The following is a 17,549-nucleotide window of genomic DNA, read 5'->3' on the forward strand; positions in this document are numbered from 1 at the left end:
TTTACACCATCATTTTTACAAAATTATCAAAAATTTCAATTGCATCTAAACTACCTGGGGCTCCTTCTGCATTGAAAGCTGTCGCAATTACCTTGTTCTTAGTACTGAATCCAGCCAGTAATTCGCTATGAAGGTCATAATATTCATGTACCATAGGTAATTGAATGCTATTAGATAGAACAAGTTGATTGATATTCATTGCCACTTGCAAGATATGATTAGTATTTTGATCAATTACGGGATAATTAGTTCCATTATATGGCTCAGGTAATTTAACTAATTGAAGTTTTAAATAATCGCTTAATGCTAAAAAACCTAATCCGATTGCCCAAATTGGCTTTTTAGTATAAAAAGTATCAAAAATGGGCTTAAGATCTTCTCTAACTTCCTCTACTTTACCCGGCCCACCAGAAATTATAATTCCATCAGGACGTAAATTTTTGATGTCCGGAACTAATGTATTATAAGGAAAAACTGTAGCATTGATTTTTCTTAGCGATAATTCACGCAACATTGAATGTTTAAGTCCTAAATCTATAATAGCTACTGTTTTACCAACATTTGGAACAGCATAAGCATTTTTTGTCGAAACAGTTGCCGATCTATTTTTTGGCAAAACTAATGCTTTAATCTGGTCAAAAGCGTGTTCGTCATTTGTATCCATAATCGAGGCTTTAATTGTCTTTTCTTTAGTTAATCGATGAACTAATGCTCGCGTATCAACATTATAAATTAAAGGAATATTTTTTTCTTTTAAAAAAGAATCAAGATCTTGAAAATTTTCACTATCAGAAATATTAAGTGCAATATCGTTTGCAATAATTCCCTTAACTGATGGGTTAATGCTTTCGTAATCGATTGCGTTGATTCCGTTACCACCAATCATAGGCGCAGTAAAGATTAAAATCTTTCCAGCGTTTGTAGGGTCTGTTAAAGCCTCCTGATAACCAAAATTACTGGTTTGAATTGCTAATTCACCTGTAGAAATAATTGAAGAGCCTAAACTTTCACCAGGAAAAAAGCAACCATCTTCAAGAATCAAATATCGTTTCATTTCATCACTTTGTTTCTCTTAATTGAGATATAGTTTTGTTAAAAATTAGTGGAGGTTCTACTTCGAACTCAAGCCACTGGTTAGTGTGTGGTTGATTAAAACCCAAACGGGCAGCATGCAAAAATTGACCATGACCTTTTAATGTGTGGTGAGGTCCATATAACGGATCACCAGCTACAGGATGCCCAATGTATGCCAAGTGAACTCTAATTTGATGTGTTCGTCCGGTCTCTAACTGGCAACGGATTAAACTATACCCATTAAATTGTTCTAAGATTTCAAAATGGGTACGTGCCTTTTTACCATTTTCAATTACGGCCATTTTTTTTCGATTAACACGATCTCTACCGATAGGAGCATCGATTACTCCTACTTTTTCATTAAAATTACCATGAACAATAGCAAGGTATTGTCGTTTATTAGTTTTGTGTGCCAATTGCGATTCCAAACTTATTCGAGCATCAGCATTTTTGGCTACCATCAATAATCCTGATGTATCTTTGTCAATTCGGTGAACAATTCCAGGACGGAAACCTTCAGGACTTTTGGCTAAACTTTTGGTATGAAATAACAGTGCATTAACTAAAGTATGATCGGGATGTCCTGCTGACGGATGAACTACCATACCCTGAGGCTTATTGACCACAATCACGTCATCATCTTCATAAATGATTTCTAATGGAATATTCTCTGGTGAAATATTTAATGGTTTGAGCATGGGAACAGTAATAGAAATATAATCATTGATCCGGACTTTATAAGATGCTTTTTCATTTTTTCCGTTTACGAAAATTTGTTTTCCATCAATTAATTCTTTGACGCGAGAACGTGAAAGCGTTGGTATTTGAGTTGTAATATATTTATCAAGTCTACCATTTAAGGCAGTAACTTTGATGGTATATTTATCCGACATTTTTTTGTTCACCTTCATCAATAAATAGAAGATAAAGAAATACAAGAATAATTCCAATAGTAATTGCCGCATCAGCTATATTAAAAATATTAAATTGAATAAAATCTACTTGAATCATATCAATCACATACTTTAGATGGATCCGATCAATTAAGTTGCCAATTATTCCCCCTAATACAAGAGCAATTCCCCAATTAAAAGTTTTACTTTTATATTTATTTTTAAAGAGAAAATAAATGCAAACAATAATTGCAAAAAAACTAATTATGTAAAAGAAGACCATTTGTCCAGTTAAAATATTCCAAGCTGCTCCGTTGTTTTGAACATATGTAAAAGAGAGAATTGCAGGAATTATTTGATGAATTTCTCCAATATGGTAAGTAGCAGCTATATAACTCTTAAGAATTTGGTCTGCCACCACAACAATGAATGTGATGATTAAATAGAAAAATTGCATAGCTGTTTAAAATAACCCACTAATTTTACCGTCATTATCAACATCAATATCAAGAGCTGCTGGATGTTTTGGTAGTCCCGGCATATCTAAAACATGACCAGTAGTGATTACAATAAACCCTGCCCCATTCTTTAGACTAGCACCTTTAACATGTAAGGTGAAATTAGTGGGCGCACCTAATAACTTTTGATCATCTGTAAATGAATATTGTGTTTTAGCAATAATAATTGGCAATTTATCTTTTCCAAGCTTTTCTAAAGCTAAAATATCTTTTTCTGCTTGTGCGCTATATTCAACATTCTTAGCATGATAAATTTGCTCTGCCACTTTTTGAATTTTTATTTTAACCGGATCAGTTTTTTGATAGGTTGGTTGTAGATGAGCTTGATTTGAATTTGCAAGATCAACTACTGCTTTAGCTGCTTCAATTCCACCTTTTGATCCTTGTTCGTGATAATTAACAACTAAAGCTTGTAATCCGTGTTTTTTGACTAGGTCTTGTAATAGTTTTAATTCGTTAGCACTATCACTAGCAAAGTGATTAATAAGCACAATGACTGGAATATTATAGTTACGCATGTTATTCATGTGGCGTTCAAGATTTTGGAATCCAGTACGTAAAGAAGTAAGATTTTCTTCATTAAGATGTTCAGTAGAATGTTCAGCTTGGTATTTTAGCGCCCGAATTGTTGCAACAACAACACATGCATCAGGCTTTTTGGCTAAATTTTCACTCACAAAATCCATGAATTTCTGACCACCAAGATCACTACCAAATCCGGCTTCGGTTAATACATAATCACTTAAATGAAGAGCTAAGTTCGTAGCCATAACAGAATTTGCACCATGAGCAATATTAGCAAAAGGACCACCATGAACTAATGCTGGTGTGTGTTCCATAGTTTGGACTAAATTAGGCTTTAATGCATTAGAAAGTAGAGCGGCAATTGCACCTTCAAAACCTAGATCTTTCACATATACGGGAGTATTATCTTTTGTGTATCCAATAAGCATTAAGCCGATCCGTTTTTTTAGATCGTTAATATCAGTGGCTAAACACAAAATCGCCATTAATTCATTGGCAACGGTAATTGCAAAGCTGGATTTATGTTCAACACCATTGAATTTTGACCCTTGTCCAATAGTAATTGAGCGTAAACTACGATCATTGACATCAATTCCCCGTTTTAATAATATTTTGTTAGGATCAAGACCGATTTCGTTACCTTGATAAATGTAATTGTCAACAAGTGCTGCCAAAGTATCAATAGCTGAAGTTAATGCATGCATATCTCCAGTAAAATGAAGATTAATATCCTCCATCGGAATAACTTGAGCAAGTCCACCACCTGTTGCCCCACCTTTTAAACCAAAGACCGGTCCCATTGATGGTTCACGCAAAGTAATCATTGTCTTTTGATGTAACTGATTATTAATTGCGTCACCTAACCCAATGGTCATTGTTGATTTGCCCTCACCTGCTGGTGTGGGAGAAATTGATGTTACTAAAATTAGCTTTCCTAATTGCTTTTTACTAGAAACTTGTTTAATAGTTTGCCAATTTATTTTAGCTTTATCGTTACCATAAAATTCAAGATCATTTTCATTTAAACCAACTTTAGCGGCTATTTCGTTAATAGGTAATGCGTGGGATTCTTGTGCAAGTTGAATATCTGTTTTCATTGCGCATGCCTCTTTCTATAAAAATCAAATTATCATTTTTCAAAGTCTCTTTTCATGATTAGAATTTAAAAACCCCCTTTGATTTAGACAAACTTTATTATAACAAATTTTGATTATTACCAATAAGATTTGTTAAATTGTTACTTTTTTTCAATGCGTAGTAAATAGTATTTTTCTATATCAGTTACTCTTATTCTATATATTTTGAACCAGTAATGTTGAGAGTACAACTTAGGTTTATTAGCAGTAATTATTTTTGATTTAAACGGCAATTTTAAACTCTGAGCATTCCAGTATGAATTGAAATAAGTATAAATAATTAGTAAAACAAATATTGCCATACAAATAATTGCTGGGTAGCAAATTACTTTAGTTCCTTCAAAAGCAAAAATCCAGCTTAAAAAAAATATGATTAACAGCCAACTAAAATATATAAGGCCAACTCGGCCTAGTATCACAAAGTGTTTTTTTCTCATTAGCAGCCTCTAAATTTAATATTTTATTTCAGAAACTAAATTTGTGTGTTCTGTTGTGTCATATAAAGTTTTCAAATACTCACTGAATCTTGGACGTTGTTGTAAAAGTGTTTGAAATGCAGTTGATGAATAAAGGTGATTAAGTTCACTTCTACTAATATGATTATGTCCCGTGAAATAATTATAATTCATCTCAATCAGCAACTTGTTAACTGGCTGCAACTTTCTGTCAGCTAATGGATCTTTTTGGTCTGAATTTTTAGACAAATTTCGTAATTGAATTTTTTTCAGATACTCATGAAAATGTGTTAACACATAATTTTGACGTTCCTTTTTTGTTAAAAAAGGAATCATATTAAATTTTTTTCTTTCATAGCGTACAGAGGTTGGACTAACCTTCACGACACCAAATGCCTGATCATATGAGCAAAAACTAGAAGTTACAATTTCAGTAGTAGGTGTTAATTTTTGAGGGCCGATAATATTCTGGGCATGGATATGGCCAGAAAAGACCACTTTCACATTATACTGCTGACACAATTGTCTGATTGCTGGTGCATTGTCAAGCACGAATCCTTGGTTAACAGCAGGGTTGTGAACATATAGGTTATGGTGCATGAACAACAACGGTCGTAAATGGTGACTATGAGCGTATTCTAGTTGCTTTTTAAGCCAAGAAAGTTGCTTAGTACCAATCTTGCCAGCAGTTTTAGGTGCTCCAGAGGCCGGCTTATAACCATAGATATTGGAATCTAGCAAAAGTAGTAAATATTGCGGATTCAGTTGCACACTGTAAGCTAATGAATTATTATCTTTGTCCAATGCACAGTCATAGGACAAAGTAAAAATTTGTTGCCAATTATCAGGACTAATTTGCTTAGCGTAAAGTTGTTGGTTATCTTTAAATTTTCTTGCCCAACCGTCAAAAATATCGTGGTTTCCGGGAAGCAATAATATCTTTGTATCAGTTAATTTGCTAAAAATTTCTTGAAAGCGTAGCGCTGATAACAGTTCGCCATTAAATGTTACATCACCAGTAACTATAATTGCTGAAGGCTTTTTTTCATTAGCCATTTTGCAAAAAGCTGTCAACGCAACTTCTTGGTAATTTAGGTCTTTTCCTTGGCTTGTATCCTGTATTAATTTGAAAGCTTTGCCATTATCGTGAAGACTATCAGCAATTAGATGTGTATCTGTAATTACCCAAAACTCGGTATTTAAATCATTTGAAATCATTTCTATTAGACCAATATTGATAAAAATCAACTCGTAAATTTCCATTAAATAATTTACGCTTCTTTGTTGCACTTTTACCAAAAAACTTTTCAAAATCTGGGTCGCCCACCAAATAATATTGACTAAAACTATCATACTTTAGCAAGGCTTCCCCCATTTGCGTAAACAATGCTTCCGCAGACTGTTTGTCTTTTAATCGTTTACCATATGGTGGATTAGTAATTATTATTCCATTAGTCATTTCAGTAGTAAAATCCTTAATGGCAATTTGTTTAAAGTAAATATCTTGCAAAACACCAGCATTATTTGCATTTAGTTTTGCAATTTCTAAAATTGATTGATCAATATCGCTTGCCCAAATAGGTTGTTGTAAAGGTTTGATTTGTGCTTTGGCCTCAATTAAGGCATTTTTGTGCAAAGTAGGATCGAACCAATCAAAATTATCAAAAGCAAATTGTCGCCATGAACCTGGGGCAATATTTTTTCCAATTAGTGCTGCTTCAATTGCTAAGGTACCCGAACCAGTCATAGGATCAATTAGAGGGTGGCTACCATCATAAGGTGTTAATTTAAGTAACCCGGCAGCAAAGTTTTCTTTTAATGGTGCACCACCATGCTCAATTCGGTAACCGCGCTTAAATAAACTTTCCCCACTCGTATCAAGTGAGATACGAGCTGTATCTTTATAAAGGTGTACGTCAAGTGGGTAGACATTTCCACTTTCTGGTAAAAAGCCACGACGATGATATTGATCAGACATTTTATTGACGATTGCCTTTTTGACAATTGATTGAATCCCAGGTTCGGAATGAAGCTTTGAACGGACGGATCGTCCTTGAACTGGGAATTTAGCATCAACTGGCAGTAACTCTGCCCAATCAATTTCATAAACGTTGTTATACAGTGTTTCAAAATCCATTGCTTTAAATTCTTTTAGCAATATTTTAACTCGGTCTGCTGTTCGTAACCATAGATTTGTTTTAACAATATCCCTCTGACTACCTTTAAAAAAAACACGTCCATTTTCAGTTCTTGTGTCATACCCTAAAGACTGTAATTCTTTGGCAACCACGCTTTCAAAGCCCGCGCCCATGGTTGCGTATAATTGATATTTTTCCATTAATTGTCTCTTTCATTTTAAAAAAGCGTTGAGCCTTTTTAAAAGCTCAACGCTGCCAGTGTAAATTTTTATAAGCCACGTTCTGTTCAAATGATTTTGGCAAAATCACCTTTAGCAGCCATCTATCTTTGCTATTAAAAATAACAATCTAACCTTTAGTTCATTTTCTTAGGTTTAGACGCCCCCACCAAGTTTGGGTTGCACGCTCGCAGGGTTTACCTCGTTCCACCGATAACGTTTCCATTACCGCTTCGTCACTGTGGCACTTTTCAGAATATTCATGCATATTTTAAAAAACTTAGCATTTTTTTCGCCGTGATATAAATCCTTTAGTTTGTTAGACTAAATACGATCACTACAAGCATCGCAGCTTGTGCGTGCGTGGACTTTCCTCAGCTCAATCTAACAGACTGAACCGCGACTGCTCAAAATTTACACCAACGAAAATTATACCAAAGCTACCTACTTTTGCAACCCATATACTCGTTGCTCAAGATTATATACCTTTCGTTCCAATGCAGAAATTCTTTGAATTATTGCCATATTTGTCGAGCTTTCAGTTTGAGGTGCTTCGTTTATTAGAGGACTATATAATCCTGAGTAATTTTGTTTTGGTGAACTATAAGTTGGTATAGTATCCTTAACGTCACTGTGAGTGGCATCATTAGCTGGTTTAACTTTAAGTACCTCTTCTTTTTTTTGACGTTGATCGTTCATTAACTCGCCTTGAAGTTTACCAATTTGACCATATAAATCTTCAATAATTTGTTCAAATGTATCATAATCAGCAATTACCTTATCTAGGAACGCATCAACTTCGTCAGGATCAATACCCTTAACCTTAGTTCTAAATTGCTTTTTTAAGATATCTTGTGTTGATAACTGGATATCATTTAAATCTGCCATAAGCATGACAACTCCTTTGTTAATCTTCTCTATTTTAGCAAAAAGTTTAGTTGCTTAAAACCTCTAAAGCAACTTTAGGAAAAGCTTTAAAATTACTTTTCAAAATAATTATCTTTTTGCTTAGATTGAAATTCTTCTGCTGCATCTTGTAAATCGTAAAAATCTATTAATTCTAAAGGATAATCTTTGTTTACTTGGTATTGTTTAATTAACTCATAATCAAATTTAGGTTTACCTAAATGATCAGGATCATATACCATTAATGCTTCATCTGTATGCATTAGCATGAAATTTTGATAATTTCGTAACTGTACCGGACTTTGATAAGGTTTATTTGAAGTAGAAGCAAAAAAGTCAACTTTACTTTGTAATTGCGCAAAATCTTTTTGATGCTTCTCATTCCATCGATGTGCAAATTCTTCATAGGGAACGATAATTGAAATTTGCAGTGGATATTTCTCTCGTAATTCAAGGGCTACTTCACACGCCCATTGATCAACCCCAAGATTTGCTCCTGTGATCAGCCAATCAAGCCGATCATTTTCTAGCAAGGTGATTAATCGTTCTTTAAGTGCAAACTTAATTACCTCTATTTTGGGATCTTTATCACCAAAAGTATTTAATTCAAAATTTCGATATCCCGTAACCCATAGACGTTGCATTGTGAAAGAGATGGCTCCTTGTTCAAAAATTTTCCCTTTATTGCTATAATGCTAACAGGAGTGAGAAAGATGGTCAAATATCCAAATGGTAGTTCTGCTGTTTTTTTTAAATCAGCAAACGAATCTGAACTCAGAAAAAAATATAATCATCGAAAAAATATTGATTTTTCCGATCGCGGTATGAACCTCGAACAAATGATTAACGAATCAAATAAATATTATCGGATAAAAGAAATAGCAGTTGTTCATAAAAAACCAACTCCAATTCAAATTGTAAAAGTTGACTACCCTAAGCGGTCCAGGGCTGTGATTAAAGAAGCATATTTTCGTCAGGAATCTACAACAGATTATAATGGGGTATACGATGGTTACTATTTAGACTTTGAAGCTAAAGAAACTAAAAATAAAACTAATTTCCCATTAAAAAACTTTCATGAACATCAAATCGTTCACCTAGCAGAATGCTTGAAGCAAAAAGGGATTTGCTTTACAATTATTGGCTTTACGAGTCTAAATCGTTATTTTGCTACTCCAGCAAATAGGATTGTTAAGGCTTGGTGGAAGAAAGATAGAAGTTCATTAACTTTAAAAGAAATAAAGGATTGGTCAGTCGAAATTGAAAGTAGCTTTCAACCTACCCTACCTTATTTGAAAGCTGTCGATCAATTTATTGCAGATAGGAAAGCAAATAATGGCAGATAAAAATTATGGCTCAAACAATGAACGTGAATCTCGAAAAAAATACAGACAAAATTTGCCTAAACCTTTTTGGCAAAAAGCAATTAAATGGTTCTTTCTAGTCGTATTTCTGTTGCTACTTTCAGGCGTTGGAATATTTGCTTATTACGCCAAAGATGCTCCAAATATTAGTCAATCTCAGTTAGAAAGTGGCGGGTCATCTGGGATATATTCGACTAATGGTAAATTTATCTTATCCTTAGGTTCAGAAAAAAGAATTTATGTTAAAGATAGTTCTGATTTACAACTTTTAAAAGACGCAATTGTTTCAGTTGAGGATAAACGTTTTTATCGAGATAAGCTTGGTATTGATCCAATTAGAATTATTAGTTCGATGTTACTTAATGCTAAAAGCAATAGTATTTCAGCTGGTGGATCCACTATCACGCAACAATTAGTTAAATTAACAGTTTTTTCGACTGATGCCTCACAAAGAACATTTAAACGTAAAGCTCAAGAAGCATGGCTTGCCATGAGAATACAACGTGAATATACTCATGATGAAATCTTAGAATTTTATATTAATAAGGTTTACATGAATTATGGTAATTATGGTATTGGTACCGCAGCTAATTACTATTATGGCAAAAAAATTGGCGAATTAGATTTAGCACAGACTGCTTTATTAGCGGGTATACCGAACAGACCAACTTCATATAATCCATATGTATATCCAAAGTATGCAAAGTATCGACGTGATATTGTGTTAAAAGCGATGCTTGATAATAAAAAAATTTCACAAGAGCAGTATGATAACGCACGCCATGAAAATATAAAAAGGGGATTAATATATCATAATCAAAGAAATCAATCTAATCTACGAAAAATTGATGATCCATATATTAAAGAAGCGATTGCAGAGGTTAAATCTAAAGGTTTTGACCCTTACCGCGACAATTTAAAGATTACTGTTAACATTGATCAAAAAGCGCAAAATAAACTCTATCAGTTGGCCAACAGCGGTGAAATACCATTTACTGATGATAAGATGCAGATTGGTGCTTCAGTAATTGATCCAAGTAACGGACATGTTGTTGCAATTATCGGTGGACGTAAATTGCCCTCTACAGTTCAACTAGGACTTGACCGAGCAGTACAAACAAGTCGTTCAACCGGATCTTCAATTAAACCAGTTTTAGACTATGCGCCAGCAATTGAATACTTGAATTGGTCAACAGCAAAAATGATTGATGATAGCAAATACATTTATCCAGGTACAAATGTTCAATTATACGATTGGGATAATAAATATGACGGTATGATGACAATACGACATGCATTAGAACAATCACGAAATGTACCAGCAGTTAAAACCTTAAAAGAAGTTGGTGTGCCACGAGCATCAAAGTTTGCTGATAAAATGGGGATTAACGTCCCATCAAGTTCAGGTTTATCTGTTGCAATTGGTGCACAAGCATCTAGCTTACAAATGGCAGGAGCTTTTAGCGCGTTTGCATCAATGGGTGTTTATCATAAGCCTCAATTTGTTTCTAAAATTGAAACGCCAGATGGTTTAACGAGAAATTATGACTCCGCAGGTATACGAGTTATGAGTAAATCGACAGCATATATGATTACGGATATGCTCAAAGGTGTAATCACACATGGCTCTGGCACTAATGCTAGAATTGATGGCTTGCACCATGCCGGAAAAACTGGTTCTGTTAAGTATTCTGAAGAAGATCTTGCGCGCTATCCAAGCTATGCTGCTACACCTAAGGATTCATGGTTTGTTGGATATACTCAAAGATATTCAATTGGCGTTTGGACTGGTTATGATAATTTACGAGATGGAACAATTGCAGGGATCGGGCAACAATCGGCACAACTATTTTATAAAAGTATGATGTCCTATTTAATGCAAAACAAAGAAAATGAAGATTGGCAGAAACCGAATTCAGTTATTCGTGCAAAGATTGCGCATAACTCTAATCCACCAGAAGTTTCTTCAACTGGGGATTGGCAGCTATTTGTTCGTGGGCATGCTCCAGCTGGAATTATTGATGATAGTAGTGAGTATGATGACGAAGATGAACAAACAGATACTAACAATTCAACTCCGAATACTGTTGTGTCCAACCTCCCAGCAACTGAACAAAAGAATATAAACGAACCCACTACTCAAAATAGAAATTTTCAACATAATTTAGGAGAAAAAGATCGAAAATATCAAAAGCCCGATGATAGTTCTGCAAAGTCTGGCCAGATTAATACTGAAAATAAAAGTTCTAAAGATAATCACACAGCAACATTGAACGATAATCATGATCATTAATTCAAAAACGGTGATTTTTATAAAAAATCACCGTTTTTTTTAGGAATAATATTATTTTTTTAAGTATGAATATGGATCATTTTTGTCTCGAGCAGTCATTGCATAACGCCCAAATAAAATCATTGCATGGTGTGTATGGATCCATTCATCTTTAGGTAATATTTCTTCTAGCCTCTTTTCTATTTGCAGAGGTTTTGCATCTTGAGCTACAATATGAAATCTTTTGGAAATGCGCGCTACGTGAGTATCTACTGCAATCGCAGGTACACCAAAACCATCAGCCAGAACAACATTTGCAGTTTTTTCACCAACTCCTGGTAAAGTTATAAGGTCTTTTTTATTTATAGGTATTTCTGAATGATATTTCTCCACCAAAATCCGAGCCATTGCTTGTAAATGCTTTGCCTTAGAGTGGTAAAGACCTATTTGAGAAATATGTTCTTCAATTTGTTTAATTGATGCTTGTGCAAGATCAGTTGGCGTTGGATAATCCATTATAAACTTAGGCATGATTCGATTAACCATTTTGTCAGTTGTTTGCGCACTCATTAAAACAGCGCATAACAAATGAAACTTATTATCCCAGACCAATTCACTTTTAGCATCAGGATACATTGCATTAATTATATTAAGCACTTCTAATGCTTCTTTAGTATTTAATAATTTCTCAGTTGACATTAGCGATTCCTTTGAAGAAATTTCTGAACTTCACTACTAGTTTTTAAATTGTGACGTTGCCAATTAAGTAAAATCCGATCTACATATTTAAGACTATACGCTTGCGATAAAACTGCTTCTCTAAGAGCCATCTTTATTATCTCAGGATCATAGTGATCAACATTAAGCCATGCAGCAACTTCTTCTCGTTCAATTGGACTTAAATATCGTCCAAATTCAATTTCAAATTGACGCATTAATTGATTCAAAGGACTGTTATCAAGATTATTGATAGTAGGTTTATCATTTTTTGTAGAATTAGATAATTCATTTGCTAAAATCTTGTCCAATTTTGAATAAAGTGAATTTAAACTGTACTGATTCCCAATTCGTCCCTGCTCATCTGTGATTTGCTCAATTGCTAAGCATTCATTATTGATCAACGCCTGGATTAAATTAGCAACATCTGTTGTTGAAAAATTAGTATTGGCAGCAATTTGCTCATTAGATGGAAATTTTTCACCTTGTTGGTTAAACATTTCCAACTGAATAATTAAAATCATTTCAGCATCGCTAATATTTAACTGCGAATAATATGCAAGTAATCCATTGGTTAAAGTTGTAAAGCCAACGGTGCGATATTGATTATATTGCAAAACGATTCTCCCTTTTAAAAAAGTTGAACTAAAGATAATCTTAGTTCAACTTTTTATTACTATAATTTTTACTAAAGCAAACCTACGGTTCAATTCGGTTAATCATTCTTGGAAATGGAATAGCTTCACGAACGTGATCTAATTTGCAAATCCAAGCAATTACCCGTTCAAATCCCATCCCAAAACCAGAATGAGGTACGCTACCATATTTACGTAAGTCTAAATACCAACTATAATCTTTTTCATTTAAGCCAGCTTCCTTAATCTGTTGTCTTAAAATATCATAGTCGCTTTCACGTTCAGACCCCCCCATGATCTCTCCATATCCTTCAGGGGCCAAAACATCAGCACATAGATATTCTTTAGGATTTTGAGGATTTTTTTTCATATAAAATGGTTTAATTGCTGTTGGATAATTAACTATAAAAAATGGACGATCAAATTTTTCGGAAATAAAAGCTTCGTCTGGTGCGCCAAAATCGTCTCCCCACTTAAAATCACGACCATCTTCTTGAAGCATCTTAACAGCATCATCATATGACAAGCGGATATAGTTTCCTTGTGCTGCTGGCTCTAATTTTTGTGGATCACGATCTAGTAATTCTAGTTCATATTGACAATTCTCTAATACCTGCTTAACAACGTAAGATAAAAAATGTTCTTGAATATCAAGTGACTCTTCTTGATTCATCCAAGCCATTTCTGGTTCCATCATCCAAAATTCAGTTAAATGCCTACGCGTTTTAGATTCTTCGGCTCTAAAAGTTGGTCCAAAAGTAAAAATTTTACTAAATGCAGAAGCTCCTACTTCACCATATAATTGCCCAGATTGTGATAAATATGCGTCTCCACCAAAATATTCAGTGTGGAATAATTCAGTAGTTCCTTCAGGAGCTGAGTGCATAAAGATTGGTGCATCAAATTTAATAAATCCTTCTTGCTCAAAGAAATCAACTGTTGCTTTGTAAATTAAGTTTCTAATGCGCATAATGGCAAATGGACGCCTACTTCTCAACCAAAGATGACGGTGATCTAGTAAAAAGTCTATCCCGTGTTCTTTGTTTCCGATAGGGTAACCTTCGTTATTCGTAACTACCTCTAAATCAGATATTTGAATTTCATAACCAAAATGTGAGCGTTCATCTTGGCATACCGTTCCAGTAATATAAAAGCTTGCCTCTTGATGCAAAGACTTAGCTATCTCAAAAACTTCAGCAGTAACATCATTCTTTCGTATAACTCCTTGAAAAAATGCAGTTCCATCACGTAATTGTAAAAATACAATTTTACCGCTTGACCGCTTATCTGTTAGCCAAACATGCATTTTGACTTCTTCATCAACATGCTTGGCACAATCTCTAATTGAAATTAATTTTGTCATAAATATTGTTCCACTTTCCGTATCATATCAACTTAATAATACCAAAGATTTGTAAAATTAGCGACTTAACCTATTAAATTTCCATTTTTAAAATCATATAAGTAATAATTATAATCTCCTACTTTGTTTTTTGAAGTTATTTCCCATACAGCACGTTTATGATACCATCCTAAGTTAATTTTTAAAACTTGTTCCTGCGACTCATTACTTGTAAATTTGCTTCTAATTGCGGCTTCAGTAATTCCCTTGCTTGTAGGCAATAAATATCCCTTTTTCCTGCCTGGAAGGTAAACAAAATAATACCTCTTGCGACTTTTAGTAACCCCTTCTAGAGCATAACTATTAACGCCTCGATTCGTATGATAGCTTTTTTCAATGTGGGTAATTGGTGTTTTTTGCAAAGCAATTTTATTTAATTCATGCATTTCGCTCCGTTCAGGATTTCCTGCCTTATAAAAAATTGCAATTATCGAAAAATATACTAATAATAGGATAATGATTAATAATTCAATAAATTTAATTGTTTGCCTTGTATCATCTTTTATCATAGTTGTCCAACTTACTTTGTAGTTCTGATAAACAGATTTTTTGAGTGTTTACCGGTATAGTCTTTAAAAAATCTTTGCCATAATCTTTCTGCCAAATTCGTGAATCAAGAATCAAAAATTGTCCGTTATCTTTTTCATTTCTGATAAGACGTCCCATCCCCTGTCTGAAACGAATAATTGCACGTGGCATCGTATCATTTTGAAAAACGTTAATACCTTGTTGATACAAAAGTTTCTGTCGCAGTTTGACATTAGGCTGATCAGGAGATTCGAATGGTAATTTAGCTACTATAACTAAATCAATACTACATTCATGAAAGTCAATTCCCTCCCAGAAACTATCTGCACCTAAGATAATTGCTTTTTGAGCAATTGTAAACCGTTTAATGATTCGATTATTTGAGCCAGTAATTCCCTGAGCTAAAATTTCAAAATCACGTAAACTTGGTGAATTTAGAATAGTACTGTATATTTCACTGATTTTATCAAGATTTGTCATTAAAACCAAAACATGTTGTTTTTTACTTAAATCATTCTCTAGTATTTGGGATAATGTCTTTTCGTAAAAGGGATTAGTTAGTTCTGGCATATCTGTAACGGCAAGTACTTCAAGATGTTTTTTCAAATCAAAGGTACTACGGCCAATATATTTTTGAATTCTTAAATCACTTAAGGCCAACCGCTTAACTGAAAAGTCAAAATTATTTTCACTTGTCAAAGTTGCACTTACAAAACAAATATGTGAAAAACGATTATAAATCTGTTTTAATTCATTGGAAGCATCGAGCATAATCCAACTCAAATTTGCGCTTAGAGGATCTTGGGGATTTGTTAAAGTTACAATGAATCCTTCTTGCTGTAAAATATTCTCTTTATGTAACAAATCTGATAATTGATAACTTTGAGAAATATAGTTATCCAATAGGTCAATCTGGGTATTTAATTCACTTAATAGGGCATCTTTTTCTGTTCCTGAATTATCAGTTTCACTATAAAGCTTAAACAGTACTTGATTGGTTTGTTGACGAATACTTTCTAATTTACGTTGAAATTCAGCTAATTTTGTTTTGAACTTATTGTTTTGCATGAACAAATCTTGAGCTTGAAAACTTAATAATAGGTTTCCATTAGCAAGAATGTTTTTATTGACTGCTTTTTCACTTTTTGCAGTTAATAGTCGTTGTAACTGATTAATAATTTCAATAAGCTCTAAAATTTGTGGATTCAATTTTTCTAGTATGAAATTAAATTGTACATCATTTCCATACTGATTAAAAACACTATCGTCAGCATAATATAACAAATTACGTAAATGATTTAGTTCTCCCCACAATGATTCGAATTGAAATGAATCATTGCGTGAACTGACAACATTGTCTACAAAACGATGTGCCTCATCAATAACCAAATATGGATTTTGCCCCCAAATAGAATCGTTATAATGATTAGCTAAATAAGCATGGTTAGTAATCAAAATATCAGCTTCTTCTTGGCGATGACGAGCTAAATTCCAAAAATCAACATCAGCAAAATTACTACCAACACGTGCATCCCCTGGATGAGTTATTTGTGTAAACAAAGGTGCTTGGTAGCTGGTTAATTGCAATTCGTCTAAGTCACCAGTTTTCGTTTCAGTCAACCAAACAAGAATGCGCATTTGCATAACTAATGTTAACTTATTAGGGGTATTTTGATACAAGCTTTGATAAAATCCGTCTAAATCAAGATAATGACTACTTGATTTAACTACTTCGGCCTTTAAATCTAGCTTAGTAACATTTAATAATTGTGGAATTTCTTGACTAATAATTTGATTTTGTAAAATTTTTGTTGGTGTAGCAACGATTAATTTTCGATTTGAATAAAGTCGGTAAGCGTATGCAAATAAATATGAAAATGTTTTTCCTGTACCATTTGGTGCTTCAACAAGTAAAGCTCGTTCATGAGGGTTTTGGATAAATTTGTTAAGTCTATTGATCAACTTTACTTGCGATGCCCGATAAAAAATTTTTCCTTTAAACATTTCTCGTTTAGTCTTATTACTTAAAGGAAAAGTTTCATTAGATGTTTGGGGTTGGTTTGCTTCAAGTATTGTTTGCTTTTGCAAAATAATATTGCGCACCTGTTGATATTGCTTATCCAAAGGACGTTTGTTTTTTCTTGAGTCATCAGCAATTGTACTAAAAATCCATGAAGTTTCACGAATTAGACCATGAGCTAATGAACTAAGAGTATTTAAAGTTGCTTGAGGCAAAGTTTCAAGTTTATGAATGATTCTAATTAATAAAATAGCTGTACTATAAGCATCAGAATCAGCTTTATGTGGATTTATGTGTTTAATTTCAAGTTGGGTAGTTAGATCGCTTAATTTATAAGATGGAAGCGTTGGAAATGCAATTTTCGCTAGTTCAACTGTGTCGATAGCTTTGTTAGTTAATGCTTCGAACCCATGCTGCACAAGTTCATAATTTAAAAAAGGCAAATCGAAATTAACGTTATGAGCAACGAAGATTGTTCCCCTTAAAATTTTAATAATTTTAGGGGCATAATAGGTAAAATCCTTTTCTTTTTTGACATCTTCATTATGTATATGTGTTAAATTTTGAACAGCAAGTGGAATATCACAATGAGGATTAATCATGAATGAATAGGTTTTAACTACTTTCAAATTTTTAATAATCGCGCAACCAAACTGAATAATATGATTATTATCTTCATGTTGGGTACCAGTTGTTTCTAAATCAACTACCGCAAAGGTTTTATTTAAAAATGAAGCCATGTGTTATC

The 17,549-nt window shown here is 33.5% G+C and carries 15 protein-coding genes and 1 other RNA gene; 2 read left to right on the top strand and 14 right to left on the bottom strand.

Features of this window, described 5'->3' with window-relative positions:
* Window position 1 precedes the first annotated feature (1 nt).
* The 9 genes from F5ESL0228_RS04095 to F5ESL0228_RS04140 all read right to left on the bottom strand — a co-directional run bounded on the left by F5ESL0228_RS04095 (window position 2) and on the right by F5ESL0228_RS04140 (window position 8,507).
* Window positions 2–1,054 carry a carbamoyl phosphate synthase small subunit gene (locus F5ESL0228_RS04095; RefSeq protein WP_122022942.1) on the bottom strand — a complete coding sequence of 351 codons (1,053 nt, stop codon included), beginning with the start codon at window positions 1,052–1,054 and terminating at the stop codon, window positions 2–4.
* A gap of 4 nt (window positions 1,055–1,058) precedes the next feature.
* Window positions 1,059–1,967: an RluA family pseudouridine synthase gene (locus F5ESL0228_RS04100; protein ID WP_122018200.1), complete on the bottom strand. Its 909-nt coding sequence runs from the start codon at window positions 1,965–1,967 to the stop codon at window positions 1,059–1,061.
* Complete coding sequence (gene lspA / locus F5ESL0228_RS04105; RefSeq protein ID WP_122022943.1) at window positions 1,957–2,424, bottom strand: signal peptidase II; 468 nt, start codon at window positions 2,422–2,424, stop codon at window positions 1,957–1,959. The genes F5ESL0228_RS04100 and lspA overlap by 11 nt, the downstream gene beginning before the upstream one ends.
* Before the next feature lie 6 nt (window positions 2,425–2,430).
* On the bottom strand, window positions 2,431–4,107 hold the full coding sequence (locus F5ESL0228_RS04110) for a formate--tetrahydrofolate ligase (protein WP_122018202.1): 1,677 nt from the start codon (window positions 4,105–4,107) through the stop codon (window positions 2,431–2,433).
* A 491-nt stretch (window positions 4,108–4,598) separates the two neighbouring features.
* Window positions 4,599–5,819, bottom strand: a complete 1,221-nt coding sequence (locus tag F5ESL0228_RS04120; RefSeq protein ID WP_122023200.1) for a metallophosphoesterase — start codon at window positions 5,817–5,819, stop codon at window positions 4,599–4,601.
* Entirely contained in the window at window positions 5,806–6,939 is a 1,134-nt protein-coding gene (locus F5ESL0228_RS04125) for a class I SAM-dependent RNA methyltransferase (protein ID WP_122022945.1), read from the bottom strand. The genes F5ESL0228_RS04120 and F5ESL0228_RS04125 overlap by 14 nt, the downstream gene beginning before the upstream one ends.
* 66 nt (window positions 6,940–7,005) lie before the next feature.
* Window positions 7,006–7,372, bottom strand: an RNA gene (gene rnpB / locus F5ESL0228_RS04130) — RNase P RNA component class B.
* A gap of 29 nt (window positions 7,373–7,401) precedes the next feature.
* The gene (locus F5ESL0228_RS04135; RefSeq protein ID WP_122022946.1) at window positions 7,402–7,845 is read right to left on the bottom strand and encodes a DivIVA domain-containing protein; all 444 of its coding nucleotides are present in this window, start codon (window positions 7,843–7,845) and stop codon (window positions 7,402–7,404) included.
* Between the two features lie 92 nt (window positions 7,846–7,937).
* Window positions 7,938–8,507 (bottom strand): DUF1273 domain-containing protein, encoded by a 570-nt coding sequence (locus tag F5ESL0228_RS04140; RefSeq protein ID WP_122022947.1) that lies wholly within the window; start codon window positions 8,505–8,507, stop codon window positions 7,938–7,940.
* Window positions 8,508–8,576: 69 nt separating this feature from the next.
* Here F5ESL0228_RS04140 and recU point away from each other — a divergent pair, with 69 nt between their 5' ends.
* Together recU and F5ESL0228_RS04150 are read left to right on the top strand one after the other, a co-directional pair.
* Window positions 8,577–9,209, top strand: coding sequence for a Holliday junction resolvase RecU (recU, locus tag F5ESL0228_RS04145; protein WP_122022948.1), 633 nt, complete (start codon window positions 8,577–8,579; stop codon window positions 9,207–9,209).
* Window positions 9,199–11,520 carry a transglycosylase domain-containing protein gene (locus F5ESL0228_RS04150; RefSeq protein ID WP_122022949.1) on the top strand — a complete coding sequence of 774 codons (2,322 nt, stop codon included), beginning with the start codon at window positions 9,199–9,201 and terminating at the stop codon, window positions 11,518–11,520. The genes recU and F5ESL0228_RS04150 overlap by 11 nt, the downstream gene beginning before the upstream one ends.
* Window positions 11,521–11,571: 51 nt before the next feature.
* On the opposite strand, the gene nth is transcribed toward F5ESL0228_RS04150, so the two are convergent.
* The 5 genes from nth to F5ESL0228_RS04175 form a co-directional block, all read right to left on the bottom strand.
* The gene (nth, locus tag F5ESL0228_RS04155) at window positions 11,572–12,198 is read right to left on the bottom strand and encodes an endonuclease III (protein ID WP_122018209.1); all 627 of its coding nucleotides are present in this window, start codon (window positions 12,196–12,198) and stop codon (window positions 11,572–11,574) included.
* Window positions 12,198–12,833, bottom strand: coding sequence for a DnaD domain-containing protein (locus F5ESL0228_RS04160; protein ID WP_122022950.1), 636 nt, complete (start codon window positions 12,831–12,833; stop codon window positions 12,198–12,200). The genes nth and F5ESL0228_RS04160 overlap by 1 nt, the downstream gene beginning before the upstream one ends.
* An 82-nt stretch (window positions 12,834–12,915) precedes the next feature.
* Window positions 12,916–14,214 (bottom strand): asparagine--tRNA ligase, encoded by a 1,299-nt coding sequence (gene asnS, locus F5ESL0228_RS04165; RefSeq protein ID WP_122018211.1) that lies wholly within the window; start codon window positions 14,212–14,214, stop codon window positions 12,916–12,918.
* 65 nt (window positions 14,215–14,279) lie between these two features.
* The gene (locus F5ESL0228_RS04170) at window positions 14,280–14,762 is read right to left on the bottom strand and encodes a hypothetical protein (RefSeq protein ID WP_122018212.1); all 483 of its coding nucleotides are present in this window, start codon (window positions 14,760–14,762) and stop codon (window positions 14,280–14,282) included.
* Window positions 14,749–17,541, bottom strand: coding sequence for a helicase C-terminal domain-containing protein (locus F5ESL0228_RS04175; RefSeq protein WP_122022951.1), 2,793 nt, complete (start codon window positions 17,539–17,541; stop codon window positions 14,749–14,751). Before F5ESL0228_RS04175 ends, F5ESL0228_RS04170 begins: the two co-directional genes overlap by 14 nt.
* Between the last annotated feature and the right edge of the window lie 8 nt (window positions 17,542–17,549).

It is taken from the genome of Lactobacillus sp. ESL0228 (assembly GCF_003692825.1).
GTDB lineage: Bacteria > Bacillota > Bacilli > Lactobacillales > Lactobacillaceae > Lactobacillus.

Bases quoted from the DNA above. Each gene is read 5' to 3' on its own strand.
- F5ESL0228_RS04125 (WP_122022945.1), bottom strand. From the start codon at position 6,939: ATGGAAAAATATCAATTATACGCAACCATGGGCGCGGGCTTTGAAAGC.
- nth (WP_122018209.1), bottom strand. From the start codon at position 12,198: ATGTCAACTGAGAAATTATTAAATACTAAAGAAGCATTAGAAGTGCTT.
- F5ESL0228_RS04170 (WP_122018212.1), bottom strand. From the start codon at position 14,762: ATGATAAAAGATGATACAAGGCAAACAATTAAATTTATTGAATTATTA.
- F5ESL0228_RS04095 (WP_122022942.1), bottom strand. From the start codon at position 1,054: ATGAAACGATATTTGATTCTTGAAGATGGTTGCTTTTTTCCTGGTGAA.
- F5ESL0228_RS04150 (WP_122022949.1), top strand. From the start codon at position 9,199: ATGGCAGATAAAAATTATGGCTCAAACAATGAACGTGAATCTCGAAAA.
- F5ESL0228_RS04135 (WP_122022946.1), bottom strand. From the start codon at position 7,845: ATGGCAGATTTAAATGATATCCAGTTATCAACACAAGATATCTTAAAA.
- F5ESL0228_RS04120 (WP_122023200.1), bottom strand. From the start codon at position 5,819: ATGATTTCAAATGATTTAAATACCGAGTTTTGGGTAATTACAGATACA.
- lspA (WP_122022943.1), bottom strand. From the start codon at position 2,424: ATGCAATTTTTCTATTTAATCATCACATTCATTGTTGTGGTGGCAGAC.
- F5ESL0228_RS04110 (WP_122018202.1), bottom strand. From the start codon at position 4,107: ATGAAAACAGATATTCAACTTGCACAAGAATCCCACGCATTACCTATT.
- F5ESL0228_RS04175 (WP_122022951.1), bottom strand. From the start codon at position 17,541: ATGGCTTCATTTTTAAATAAAACCTTTGCGGTAGTTGATTTAGAAACA.
- F5ESL0228_RS04140 (WP_122022947.1), bottom strand. From the start codon at position 8,507: ATGCAACGTCTATGGGTTACGGGATATCGAAATTTTGAATTAAATACT.
- recU (WP_122022948.1), top strand. From the start codon at position 8,577: ATGGTCAAATATCCAAATGGTAGTTCTGCTGTTTTTTTTAAATCAGCA.
- F5ESL0228_RS04100 (WP_122018200.1), bottom strand. From the start codon at position 1,967: ATGTCGGATAAATATACCATCAAAGTTACTGCCTTAAATGGTAGACTT.
- asnS (WP_122018211.1), bottom strand. From the start codon at position 14,214: ATGACAAAATTAATTTCAATTAGAGATTGTGCCAAGCATGTTGATGAA.